Genomic DNA, 12,065 nt, shown 5'->3' on the forward strand with positions numbered 1-12,065 from the left:
CGGGCATGGAACGTGGTGCGGGCATTAGCGTGTGGCACGAGAGCCTCCGGCTGGCGTAGGTCCTAGACAAGCCACACCCCAACCGGGGGCTCTCCCTACGTCAAGATCATCCGAGCGACACCAACGTCATGACCGGGTACATCTAGCGCCGGTCCTCCAGCACGCTGATCCGCAGCGCCTCGAGCCGGGCTGCCCAGTCCCCGCCCGTTGCCACCAGCCGCAGCTCGCGCTCCTCCGAATCGGGCAGCCGGGTGATCTCGACGAGCAGCCGGGCCTCGGCGAGCTGCTCGACCAGGCCGGCGCCCCACTCCACCACCGTCACCGAGTCGGCGAGGTCCACATCGAGGTCCAGGTCGTCCACCTCGGCGAGGGAGTTCAGCCGGTAGGCGTCGACGTGCACCAGCGGGATCCGGCCGCCGCGGTGCACCCGGGCGATCACGAACGTCGGTGACACCACCCGGCCGGGCACCCCCAACCCGGCGCCGATGCCCTGGGCCAGCGCGGTCTTGCCGGCACCCAGCGGGCCGGTCAGCACCAGCAGGTCACCCGGGCGCAGCAGCTGTGCCAGCCGGCGGCCGAAGGCCTGGGTGTCGGCCGGGGTCGGCAACGACACCGCGGGCGATGACGTCATCAGGCACTGACCGGCTGGTCCGGCCCCGCGACCTCGGACCCCGGCCGGCCGGCGAGCGCGGCCTCGACGACGCCGATCAACGGCTCGTTGACCAGCTCCGGATGCTCCAGCATCAGCAGGTGGCCAGAATTCGGGGCGACGATCAGCCTGGCCTCGGGCAGTGCCCGGACGATCGCCTTCGAGTGCTCCAGCGGCGTCATGGCGTCCGAATCGGCGCCGATCACCAGCACCGGGCAGCCCTTGAGGTTGCGCAGGCCCAGCCGGCCGTCGTGGGCCATCAGGGTCGGATAGAAATCGGCCACCACGTCGACCGGGGTGGCGGAGATCATCGTGGTGCAGTACGCCACCACCGCGGGGTCCACGTCCTTGGACGCGAAGCTCAGCCGCTTGGTCATCACCCACGCCAGGTCACGGCCCATCGCCCGGGCCTGCTCCACCAGCGCCGCGTTCTTGGCTGCGCGGCGCAGCACGATCGGCAGCACCGGCGCGTGCAGCCGGGCCAGCGCGCTGGGCAGTCCGAGCGTCAGGTTCTTCAGCTCGCCGGACGAGGTGTTGACCAGCACCACGGACGCGACCCGGGCCGTACCGGTCCCGGCCGGGGCCCTGAACAGCTCCGGGTGCCGGTCGGCCAGCGCCATCACCGTCATGCCGCCCATCGAATGCCCCACCAGGACGATCGGTCCGGTGGGGGCGAGCTGGTCGATCACGCTGTACAGGTCGTGCCCCAACTGCTCGATCGTGCAGGACTCCGACGGCGCGCGGGCCGACCGGCCGTGCGAGCGCTGGTCGTAGAACACCTGCCGGACCGAGTCCCCGAACGCCTTGGCCAGCGCGAGCCGCTGGAAGTGGAACGAGCCCAGGTTCAGGGTGTAGCCGTGCACGAAGACGACGCTCAGGCCGGCGTCCCCGGCTCCGACGGCGTGCCCGGCTCCGACGACTTCCCCTCCGACGACTTCCCCTCCGACGACTTCATAGTGCAGCTCGATGCCGTCGTCGGTGAGCACCCGTCCCCGGTCACTGACCGCGGGGGCGGTGAACAGCGCGGCCGAGCCGACCTCGATCCGGCTGCGCTCGCGAGCCGCCGACCGGCGTTGCCGGGCCACCGCGGTCGCCGCCACCGCGGTCAGCACCCCGACGCCGCCGCCGAGGAGCGCCGGGACCTTGCCGACCCGCATCAGGCGGCCCCGCCGACGTAGCTGCGCGGAACCCGGGAGCCGATCCGGGTCACCACCTCGTAGTGGATGGTGTCCAGCACGTCCGCCCAGTCCTGCGCGGTCGGCTCGCCGTCGCTGCCAGGGCCGAACAGCACCACCTCGTCACCCGCGACAGCTTCGTCGTCGCCGATGTCGACGACGAACTGGTCCATGCAGACCCGACCGCTGATGGTGTAGCGGTTGCCGCGGATCGAGACCGGGCCGGTGTTGGTCGCGGCCCGTGGCACCCCGTCGGCATAGCCCAGCGGGACCAGCGCCAGCGTGGTCTGGCGATCGGTGACGTACTGGTGGCCGTAGCTGACTCCCTCGCCGGCTTGGACCCGCTTGACGTTGGCGATCGTGGTGCGCAGGGTCATCGCCGGGACGAGCCCGAAGTCGCCCTTCTCAGGCACCGGCGACAGCCCGTAGACGGCCACCCCGGGCCGGACCAGGTCGAAGTGGCACTGCGGCAGCGTCACCGTGCCGGCCGAGTTGGCGAGGTGGCGCAGTTCGGGGACGACGCCGTAGCCGCGGGCGGTGTCGAGGGCGGCGCCGAAGCGCTCGATCTGGCGGGCGATGGTCGGATGCCCGGGTGAGTCGGCGTAGACGAAGTGGCTCCAGATGCCGGTGGTCTCGATCACGCCGGAGGCGGCGGCCTTGGCGGTGGCGTCCAGCAGGTGCGGCCAGTCGGCGGCGGTGACGCCGTTGCGCGACAGGCCGGTGTCGATCTTGAGATGCACCCGGGCGGGGCTGCCGAGCTCCGCGGCGGTGGTGACCACCAGGTCCAGGGCGGCCTGGGAGGACACCGAGATGTCGACTCCCGCGGCCAGCGCGTCGCGCAGCGCCTCAGTCTCCCGCGGCGTCCACAACCAGGCCAGCACCGGCTCGGTGATGCCGGCCGCCCGCAAGGCCAGCGCCTCCTCCAGCATCGCCACCCCGAGCCAGCTCGCACCGCCGGCCAGCGCCGCCCGGGCCGAGGCGAGCATGCCGTGGCCGTAGCCGTCGGCCTTGACGACGGCCATCAGCTCGGCGGCCGTGTTGGACTTCAGGGTGGCGACGTTGGCGGCAATGGCAGCCAGGTCGACGACGGCCTCGGTACGCATGGCCCCAGTCTGTCAAACCGGGTGCCGGTCGAGCGCCGATGACGCCAGCGAGCCGATCTCCTCTCCCAGCGCGGTGACCAGGTCACCGGCCACCACCGGACCGGCCGCCGCCGCTCGCACCCCGGCGGCCGCATGCAGGTAGGCACCGGTGGCCGCCGCCAGCCCGGGCGCCAGGCCGGTGGCCAGCAACGATCCGATCAGCCCGGCCAGCACGTCCCCGCTGCCGGCGGTGGCCAGTGCCGGGGCGCCGACCGGGTTGAGGTAGCAGCGCCCGGAGGGCTCGGCGACGACGGTGGCGAACCCTTTCAGCAGCACCGTGGCGCCGGTGTCGCGGGCAGCCCGCCGGGCGGCCCCCACCCGGTCGGTGCCGACCTCGCCGAACAGCCGCTCGAACTCGCGGTCGTGCGGGGTCAGCACGGTGGCGCCCGACCGGCCGTCCAGCAGCTCCCGGCGCTCGACCAGCAGGGTCAGCCCGTCGGCGTCGACCACCGCCGCGGCGTCGCTGGTCAGCACCTGCCGCACGGACTCCACGGCCTCGGCACTGTCGCCCAGCCCGGGCCCGAGCACCCAGGCCTGCACCCGGCCGGCCTTGGCGACGGTGTCGGAGACGATCACCTCCGGCCAGCGCCGGACCACCTCGGCCGCCGCGTGCCCGGCGTAGCGGACCGCCCCCACGCCGCCGAGGCGGGCCGAGCCGACACACAGCTGGGCCGCGCCGGGATAGGCCTGCGAGCCCGCCGCCACCCCGACCACGCCCCGGGTGTACTTGTCGTCCTGCGGGCCCGGCACCGGCAGGCGCAGGTCGTTGCGTTCCAGCCGGCCCAGCTGCGGCTCGGGCAGCTGCGGGCCGAGGCCCAGGTCGACCAGCCGCAGCGAGCCGGTGTGCAGCCGGCCCTGGCCCACCAGCAGGCCGGTCTTCAGCGCGCCCATGCAGACGGTGGTGGTTGCCCGGACCGCCGGCCCGGCGACGGCGCCGGTGTCCGGGTCGACGCCGGACGGGATGTCGACCGAAAGCACCGGAACGCCCAAGGTCTCCGAATCCAGGCTCCAGCGCACCAGCGGGAGCATCGCCTCGCGCACCGGCCCGCGGGCGCCGATTCCCAGCAGCCCGTCGATGATCAGGTCCGCGGGCCCGGCGCCGGCCAGCGGGACCTGGCGGCCGCCGGCGGCACGCAGGGCGGCGAGGCCACCGGGATGCACCTTGGCCGGGTCGGCCAGCACCGCGGCCACCGCCACGCCACGCCGGCTCAGTTCGGCACCGGCGTACAGCGCATCGCCGCCGTTGTCCCCCGGGCCGACCAGCAGCACCACCCGGGCGCCGTAACCGGAGCCGAGCATCCGGACCGCCTCGACGGTGACCGCCCGGGCCGCCCGGGCCATCAGCGTCCCCTCGGGCAGGCCGGCCAGCACCCGCCGCTCGGCCGCCCGGATCTCCTCGACCGGCCAGACGCCCTGCACCGCTCAGCCCTCCGCGATGACGATCGCCGAGGCCACCCCGCCGTCGTGGGACAGCGACAGGTGCCAGGTGCGGATGCCGAGTTCGGCGGCCTTGGCGGCCACGGTGCCCTCGACGACCAGGCTGGGCCGCCCGCTGTCGTCGACGACCACCTGGGCGTCGTGCCAGGACATGCCGCCGGGCGAGCCCATCGCCTTGGCGGCCGCCTCCTTCGCCGCGAAGCGAGCGGCCAGCGACTCGGCCGTGCGTTGCACGCCGTGCGCGGTGAACCGCTCGGTGCGGGTGAAGAGCCGCTCGACCAGCTGGCTGGTCCGCGCGCTGGCAACTTCGAAGCGGGCGACGGGCACCACGTCGATACCTACTCCGATGATCACCCGGGCACTGCTGTTGACGTGCCGGCCGAGCCGGCCACTGCTGGGGCGCCCGGCGAGCCGGCCACTGCTGCAGGTGCGCCCGGCGAGCCGGCCACCGTGGTCGGGGTACCCGGAGCACCGAGCGCCCCCGGCGGGGCGTAGTCGGACAGGTGTCCGGGAAACACCGAGGCAGCCGGGTCCAGGTACTTGACGGCGTTGTTGACCGCGGTGGCCACCTCACCGAAGCCGGTGGCGATCAGGCGCACCTTGCCGGGGTACTCGCAGATGTCGCCGGAGGCGTACACCCCCGGCACCGACGAGGCCATCGTGGTGTCGACCACGATGTGCCGCTTCTGCTGGATGTCCAGGCCCCACTCCAGCAGCGGTCCGAGGTTGGCGATGAACCCGAGTGCCGCGACCAGCCGGTTACAGGGCAGCGAGGTGACCTTGCCGTCAACGCTGACCTGGACCTCGCTCACCGGGTCACCGAGCACCGCGGCGACCTGGGCGTCGGTGAAGATCTGGACGGAGGTCTCCCGCATCACCTCGACCGAGTGCGGGTGGGCGCGGAAGGCGGCCCGCCGGTGCACCAGTGCCACCGACTTGGCGATCGGCTCCAGCAACAGCGCCCAGTCCACCGCCGAGTCACCGCCACCGACGATCACCACGTCCAGGCCCTGGTACTCCTGCGGATCGGGCACGAAGTGCACCACGCCGCGGCCGAGCATCTCCTCGCCGGTGGGCAGCGGCCGGGGCGTGAAGGTGCCGATCCCGCCGGTGATGATGATCGCGCGGGCCCGTACCCGCCGTCCCGAGGAGGTGGTGATGACGAAGTCCTCGCCGCGCTCCAGGCCGACAGCCTGCTCGCCGAGCAGGTAGACGGGGCTGAACGGCGCGGCCTGGGCGACCAGGTTGGCCACCAGTTCCCGGCCCCGGATGGCCGGGAAGCCGGCCACGTCGAAGATCGCCTTCTCCGGGTACATCGCGGTGATCTGGCCGCCCGGTTCCGGCAGCGAGTCCATCACCGCGGTGGACAAACCCCGCACTCCCGCGTAGTAGGCGCCGAACAGGCCGACAGGGCCTGCTCCGACGATGAGGACGTCGACAGAGGTCTGCTCAGCTGGGCTCACAGGTGCGAACTTATTCGACTGTGACCGACTTGGCGAGATTACGGGGCTTGTCGACGTCAAATCCGCGACTTTGGGCAATCTCGGCTGCTAGTACCTGCAGCGGGATGGTGGTCAGCAGCGGTGACAGCAGGGTCGGGGCCACCGGCAGCTCCACCAGGTGGGTGGCGTGCTTGGCGGCCAGCAGGTCACCCTGCTCGGCGATCACGATGGTCCGGGCGCCCCGGGCGGAGATCTCGGCGATGTTGGACAGCATCTTCTGGTGCAGCAGCGGCCGGGCCACCGGGGACGGCATCACCACCACCACCGGCAGGTCGGGTTCGATCAGGGCGATCGGGCCGTGCTTGAGCTCACCGGCCGGGAAGCCCTCCGCGTGCATGTAGGCGAGTTCCTTGAGCTTCAGCGCGCCCTCCAGGGCCACCGGGTAGCCGACATGCCGGCCCAGGAACAGCACCGCCCGGGAGTCGGCGATCTGGCGGGCCAGCACCCGGACCGGTTCGATCACCGACAGCGTCTCGGTGATCAGCGCCGGCATCGCCTGCAGGGCCGCGTACTCGGCCGCGATCTCGTCGCCGAACTTGGTGCCGCGGGCTTCGGCCAGCGCCAGCCCCAGGATCAGCACCGCGACCACCTGGGCACTGAAGGTCTTGGTCGCCGCCACCCCGATCTCGGGACCGGCATGGGTGTAGAGCACCGCGTCGGCCTCGCGCGGGATCTGGGCGCCGTTGGTGTTGCAGATGGCCAGCACCGTGGCCCGCTGGTCCTTGGCATGCCGGACCGCCTCCAGGGTGTCGGCGGTCTCGCCGGACTGGCTGATCGCCACCACCAGGGTCTGCTGGTCCAGCACCGGGTCCCGGTAGCGGAACTCCGAGGCCATCTCGACCTCGACCGGGATCCGGGTCCAGTGCTCGATGGCGTGCTTGGCCAGCAGGCCGGCGTGATAGGCCGAGCCGCAGGCCACCACGAACACCTTGTCGATCTCGCGCAGCACCGAGCCGTCCAGCCGCTGCTCGTCCAGGGCGATCCGGCCGTCCCGGTAGTGCGCCCGCAGGGTGTCGGCGACCGCGGTCGGCTGCTCCTGGATCTCCTTGAGCATGAAGTAGTCGTAGCCGCCCTTCTCGGCGGCGGCCAGGTCCCAGTTGATGGTGAACGGCTTGCCCTGGACCGCGGTGCCGTCGAAGTCGATGATCCGGTAGCCCTCGCCGGAGATCTCCACCAGCTGGTCCTGGCCCAGTTCGACGGCCTCCTTGGTGTAGCTGATGAACGCCGCGACGTCCGAGCCGAGGAAGTTCTCACCGTCACCCAGGCCCAGCACCAGCGGTGAGTTGCGCCGGGCGCCGACCACCGTCTCGGGGTGGTCGCGGTCCAGCAGCACCAGGGTGAAGGCACCCTGCAGCACGCGGCACACCCGCCGGGTGGCCTCGGTGAGATCCGGTGCGCCGGCGGCGAGCTCCGCGGCGACCAGGTGCGCGACGGTCTCGGAGTCGGTCTCGGACACCAGCTCGATCCCGGCGGATTCCAGTCCCGAGCGCAGCTCGCTGAAGTTCTCGATGATGCCGTTGTGCACCACCGCGATCCGGTGGCCGGTGTCGACGTGGGGGTGGGCGTTCAGGTCGTTCGGTGCCCCGTGGGTGGCCCAGCGGGTGTGCCCGATCCCGGTGTGACCGGTCAGCGAGCCGCCGGTCCGGCCGGCCTCGCGCTCCAGCTCGGCGTCGAGGTTCTCGATCCGGCCGGCCTTCTTGGCGGTCCGCAGCTCGCCGGCCTCACTGATCACCGCCACGCCGGAGGAGTCGTAGCCGCGGTACTCCAGCCTGCGCAGGCCCTGCATCACCACCTCGAGGGCAGACCTGGGACCTACGTAGCCAACGATGCCGCACATGGCCTAGAGCGTACGGGAATTGTGAAGGGCAACCGGTCAACCGCCGCCAGGTGTCCCAGTGCCGCCCGGGGCCGACGGCGCGGTGGTCGGGCTGCTGGCGGACGGCGGGGCAGCGGGCTGGGTGGCCGACCCCGTCGCCGACGGCGTCGCCGAGGGGGTGAGCGTCACCGTCACGGTGGGCGTGGGCACGCCGGTGCCGGAGGGAACCGAGCCGGCGGTGCTCGGGGCGCTGCTCGATGCTCCCGAGGGGGCCGAGCTGACCGGGGCCGGGCTGCTGCTGGACTTCTTGTTGCCGCCCAGCACGCTGACGCCCGAGCCGTGCTGGCCCTCGACGCTGGCCGCGACGGGTTGCCCGGTCAGCAGCTCGTACCCGGTGATCAGGCTCATCGTCAGCACGAACAGCCCGCCGGCGGCCAGGGCGAGGCGTCGCGGGGTGAGCGCCACCCGGATCCGGTCGCGCCGCCGGCCGGCCTGATCCGGCGGGTTCTCGTCGGGGTTCTCGTCCGGGGCATCGTCGGTGTCGTCGGGGTCGGCTGGGGGGCGTCCGCCGAGCCGCCTGGCCGTCGCCACCGCCACGGTGAGCCGGACGGCCTGCCGGGAGCGTTCCAGGGATCGGGCGTACAGAACGCCACCGACGACGCTGATGGCGCTACCCAGCGCCGCGCCGATCAGGGTGCCCGCCACCCCGAACACCGAGGCTGCGATCGAGGCGCTCACCGCGGCGAGCACGCTGGCCAGCAGTTGGGTGAACGACAGCGACACCCGCTCCGGCTCGGTCTTGGACTTGGTATCGGTAGTCGAATCAGTCATCTCTGGGTCCAACGCGAGTGCACGCGAGGTGCGTTCCACCGGGGGCGAGGGAGGTAACGCAGCTAACAGCGGACGGTTGCACGCTCGACCGGTTTGCGGCTAGACGGCGCTTACGACCTCGGACACCCGGCGCGCGATCTGCTCGGCGCGTTCCTGGCTGGCGGCTTCCACCATAACGCGGACCAGCTGCTCGGTGCCCGAGGGCCGCAGCAGGATCCGGCCGTCCTCGCCCAGCTCGGCCTCGGCGGCCGACACCGCGGCCCGGACGTCGGGCGAGGCGGCGACCGTCTCCCGGTCAGCGACCTTGACGTTGATCATCACCTGCGGCAGCCGCTGCACGATCGCGGCAAGCTCGGCCAGCGGCCGGCCGGAGGTAGCCATGCACGACATCAGCCGCAGCGCGGTCAGCAGGCCGTCGCCGGTGGTCGCCGCGTCGGTGAAGATCACATGGCCGGACTGCTCGCCGCCGAGGCTCAGGCCGTTGCTGGTCAGGCTCTCCAGCACGTAGCGGTCCCCGACCGCCGTGGTGAGCACCTTGATGCCGGCATCGCGCATCGCGTGGTGGAAGCCCAGGTTGCTCATCACGGTGGCGACCACGGTGTCCTGGGCCAGCAGCGAGCGGTCCTTCAACGCGCGGGCGCAGATGGCCAGGATCTGGTCGCCGTCCACCACGGTGCCGGCGGCGTCCACGGCCAGGCAGCGGTCGGCGTCACCGTCCAGGGCGATCCCGAGGTCGGCCCGGTACCGCAGCACGATCTGGCTGAGCGAGTCGATGTGGGTCGAGCCGACGCCGTCGTTGATGTTCTCGCCGTTCGGCTGGCCGGCCACCACGATCGTCTCGGCGCCGGCCCGGCTGAACAGCTCGCCCGCGACCGAGGACGCCGCCCCGTTGGCGCAGTCCACCACGACCTTGATGCCGGCCAGTGAGGTGGGTGCCGAGGCCAGCAGGTGCTCCACGTACTGGGCCGCCCCGTCCTCGGCCACCGTGACCCGGCCGATCGCCGCTCCGGTCGGGCGCGGCGCGCGCCAGCCGGCCTCGATCTCGGCCTCGATCTCGGCCTCGATGTCATCGGGCAGCTTGTGGCCACCCCGGGCGAACAGCTTGACCCCGTTGTCGGGCATCGGATTGTGGCTGGCCGACAGCACCACCCCGAGGTCGGCGGAGTACAGCGCGGTGAGGTAGGCAACCGCCGGCGTCGGCAGCACCCCGGCGAGCCGCACGTCGGCACCAGCCGAGGTCAGGCCCGCGACCACCGCGGCCTCCAGCATCTCGCTGGACACCCGGGGGTCCCGGCCGACCACGGCCACGGGCCGCGCAGCACCGTCGTGCGTTGAGTGAATGGCCAGCACCCGAGCCGCGGCGCTGGCCACGGCCAGCGCCAGCTCGGGAGTCAGATCGGCATTCGCGCGACCGCGAACCCCGTCCGTGCCGAAATACTTGGCCACGAACGGTGCGCGGTTAACGCTTGGAGTACTGCGGAGCCTTGCGGGCCTTCTTCAGGCCGTACTTCTTTCGCTCCTTGATCCGGGCGTCCCGGGTCAGGAAACCGGCCTTCTTCAGCGTCGGGCGGTCGTCGGGCTCCAGGCTGATCAGAGCCCGCGAGATGGCCAGCCGCAGCGCGCCGGCCTGGCCGGTGATGCCGCCGCCGACCAGGGTTGCGGTGATGTCGTACTGGCCGTCCCGCTCCAGGGTCACCAGCGGCTCACGGATGAGCTGCTGGTGCACCTTGTTGGGGAAGTAGTCGTCCATGGTGCGACCGTTGAGCTTGAAGACGCCGGTGCCCGGCACGAGCCGGACCCGGACGACCGCCTCTTTGCGGCGGCCTACGACGGGAACTGGGGTAGTCAACGCGAATTCTCCTATTTGCCTGATCCGCGCTACTGCGCGATCTGCGTGATCGTGAATTCCTTCGGCAGCTGCGCGGCGTGCGGGTGGCTCGGTCCGCTGTAGACCTTGAGCTTCTTCAGCTGCGCGCGCCCGAGGGTGTTCTTGGGCAGCATGCCCTTGACCGCCAGTTCGACCAGGCGCTCGGGCTTGGATTCGAGCAGTTCGCCGACGGTGCGCTTGGACAGCCCGCCCGGGTAACCCGAGTGCCGGTAGCGGTACTCGCCGAGCTTCTGCGGCGCGACTGCGACCTTCTCGGCGTTGACGATGATGACGAAGTCACCGGTGTCGACATGCTGGGCGAACTGCGGCTTGTGCTTGCCGCGCAGCAGCCGGGCCGCCTGGCTGGCCAGCCGGCCCAGGACGATGTCGCTGGCATCGATGACATGCCAGGACCGGACCACGTCTCCGGGCTTGGGGGTGTAGGTAGGCAAGGCGCACTCTCTCTCGTCGGTCTTCACGATGAGCAGCCGGTGGCTGGTCGTCGCTCCCGCGGTCCCACCGGGGAATCCCGGCGGTCGACCCCGGAACATGGCCGTCCACACGCGCCGCTGGGCGAACGCGTGCCAACCGAGCACGATACCGTCGTTACTGACGAGCATCCAAATCGACGGGGTCGGGTCAGGCCCTCGTCCTCACGGACCCGGGTAGAGCCGGCCCACCCTCCCTGCTCGACTGCATCAGCGTGGCCGGGCCACCCGCCCGGCGTCGAAGATCGGTCGGCTGGACTCGGCCACCACGCCGTCCGCGCCGAAGATCAGGTACCGGTCGAAGCGGCGGGCGAACCACCGGTCGTGGGTCACCGCGATCACCGTCCCCTCGAAGGTCTCCAGCGCGTCCTCCAGCGCCTCGGCCGAGAGCACGTCGAGGTTGTCGGTCGGCTCGTCGAGCAGCAGCAGGGTCGCTCCGGACAGCTCCAGGAGCAGGATCTGGAACCTGGCCTGCTGGCCACCGGACAGGGTCCCGAAGCTCTGGTCGCCCTGGCCGTTCAGCTCGTAGCGGCGCAGCGCCGCCATCGCCCGCCCGCGGTCCACCCCGGGCCTGCCCGGCTCGCCGTGCCAGAGCAGGTCGACCAGGGTGCGGTCGAACCACTCCGGATGGGTGTGGGTCTGGGCGAACAGCCCGGGCACCACCCGGGCGCCCAGGCGCCAGGAGCCCTGGTGGCGGACCGGCTCGCCGCCGAGCAGCCGCAGGAAGTGCGACTTGCCGGCGCCGTTGGAACCCAGCACCGCCAGCCGCTCGCCGTAGAAGATCTCGATGTCGAACGGCTTCATCAGCCCGGTCAGTTCGAGCTGTTCGCAGGTCACCGCCCGCACCCCGGTGCGGCCACCGCGCAGCCGCATGGTGACGTTCTGCTCCTCCGGCTTGTCCGGCGGCGGGCCGTCGGCCTCGAACCGGGCCAGCCGGGTCTGCATCGCCCGGTAGCGCGAGGCCATGTCGGGTGAGTTGGCGGCCTGCTGCTGCAGCGTGCGGACGAGCTCGACCAGCCGCTCGTGCTCCTCCTCCCAGCGGCGGCGCACCTCGGCCATCCGGTCGTGCCGGGCCGCCCGGGCGTCGGCGTAGCCGCCCCAGCCGCCGCCGTGCACCCACGCGGTGCCGCCCTCGACGGTCACCACCCGGTCGGCGAC

At 72.1% G+C, this 12,065-nt stretch carries 12 protein-coding genes; all 12 read right to left on the minus strand.

Translation table 11 applies throughout. The features are described 5' to 3' along the window. Positions 1-142 precede the first annotated feature (142 nt). The gene (gene tsaE / locus VF542_RS02255; RefSeq protein ID WP_408650082.1) at positions 143-631 is read right to left on the minus strand and encodes a tRNA (adenosine(37)-N6)-threonylcarbamoyltransferase complex ATPase subunit type 1 TsaE; all 489 of its coding nucleotides are present in this window, start codon (positions 629-631) and stop codon (positions 143-145) included. Next, a complete protein-coding gene (locus VF542_RS02260; protein WP_408650083.1) occupies positions 631-1,806 on the minus strand; it encodes an alpha/beta fold hydrolase in 1,176 nt (391 codons plus the stop codon). Before VF542_RS02260 ends, tsaE begins: the two co-directional genes overlap by 1 nt. After that, positions 1,806-2,927 carry an alanine racemase gene (gene alr, locus VF542_RS02265; RefSeq protein WP_408650084.1) on the minus strand — a complete coding sequence of 374 codons (1,122 nt, stop codon included), beginning with the start codon at positions 2,925-2,927 and terminating at the stop codon, positions 1,806-1,808. Before alr ends, VF542_RS02260 begins: the two co-directional genes overlap by 1 nt. Before the next feature lie 12 nt (positions 2,928-2,939). Beyond that, positions 2,940-4,385: an NAD(P)H-hydrate dehydratase gene (locus VF542_RS02270; protein ID WP_408650085.1), complete on the minus strand. Its 1,446-nt coding sequence runs from the start codon at positions 4,383-4,385 to the stop codon at positions 2,940-2,942. Positions 4,386-4,388: 3 nt separating this feature from the next. After that, positions 4,389-4,757: a holo-ACP synthase gene (locus VF542_RS02275; RefSeq protein WP_408650086.1), complete on the minus strand. Its 369-nt coding sequence runs from the start codon at positions 4,755-4,757 to the stop codon at positions 4,389-4,391. Then, positions 4,754-5,866, minus strand: a complete 1,113-nt coding sequence (locus VF542_RS02280) for an NAD(P)/FAD-dependent oxidoreductase (RefSeq protein ID WP_408650087.1) — start codon at positions 5,864-5,866, stop codon at positions 4,754-4,756. Before VF542_RS02280 ends, VF542_RS02275 begins: the two co-directional genes overlap by 4 nt. A gap of 10 nt (positions 5,867-5,876) precedes the next feature. Next, positions 5,877-7,742 carry a glutamine--fructose-6-phosphate transaminase (isomerizing) gene (gene glmS / locus VF542_RS02285; RefSeq protein WP_408650088.1) on the minus strand — a complete coding sequence of 622 codons (1,866 nt, stop codon included), beginning with the start codon at positions 7,740-7,742 and terminating at the stop codon, positions 5,877-5,879. Between the two features lie 36 nt (positions 7,743-7,778). Next, entirely contained in the window at positions 7,779-8,552 is a 774-nt protein-coding gene (locus tag VF542_RS02290) for a hypothetical protein (protein WP_408650089.1), read from the minus strand. Positions 8,553-8,651: 99 nt separating this feature from the next. Then, positions 8,652-9,998, minus strand: coding sequence for a phosphoglucosamine mutase (glmM, locus tag VF542_RS02295; protein ID WP_408650090.1), 1,347 nt, complete (start codon positions 9,996-9,998; stop codon positions 8,652-8,654). Between the two features lie 13 nt (positions 9,999-10,011). Continuing rightward, positions 10,012-10,425 carry a 30S ribosomal protein S9 gene (gene rpsI / locus VF542_RS02300; protein WP_408650093.1) on the minus strand — a complete coding sequence of 138 codons (414 nt, stop codon included), beginning with the start codon at positions 10,423-10,425 and terminating at the stop codon, positions 10,012-10,014. A gap of 5 nt (positions 10,426-10,430) precedes the next feature. Next, positions 10,431-10,871 (minus strand): 50S ribosomal protein L13, encoded by a 441-nt coding sequence (gene rplM / locus VF542_RS02305; RefSeq protein WP_408650091.1) that lies wholly within the window; start codon positions 10,869-10,871, stop codon positions 10,431-10,433. A 246-nt stretch (positions 10,872-11,117) separates the two neighbouring features. Continuing rightward, positions 11,118-12,065: ATP-binding cassette domain-containing protein (locus VF542_RS02310; protein WP_408650092.1), on the minus strand; the 948-nt coding region annotated here is incomplete at its 5' end.

It is taken from the genome of Jatrophihabitans sp., assembly GCF_036389215.1.
Lineage (GTDB): Bacteria > Actinomycetota > Actinomycetes > Mycobacteriales > Jatrophihabitantaceae > Jatrophihabitans_A.

What these genes read in the sequence shown, in the direction of transcription:
- tsaE (WP_408650082.1), bottom strand. Translation starts at nt 631, where the DNA reads ATGACGTCATCGCCCGCGGTGTCGTTGCCGACCCCGGCCGACACCCAG.
- alr (WP_408650084.1), bottom strand. Translation starts at nt 2,927, where the DNA reads ATGCGTACCGAGGCCGTCGTCGACCTGGCTGCCATTGCCGCCAACGTC.
- VF542_RS02260 (WP_408650083.1), bottom strand. Translation starts at nt 1,806, where the DNA reads ATGCGGGTCGGCAAGGTCCCGGCGCTCCTCGGCGGCGGCGTCGGGGTG.
- glmS (WP_408650088.1), bottom strand. Translation starts at nt 7,742, where the DNA reads ATGTGCGGCATCGTTGGCTACGTAGGTCCCAGGTCTGCCCTCGAGGTG.
- VF542_RS02290 (WP_408650089.1), bottom strand. Translation starts at nt 8,552, where the DNA reads ATGACTGATTCGACTACCGATACCAAGTCCAAGACCGAGCCGGAGCGG.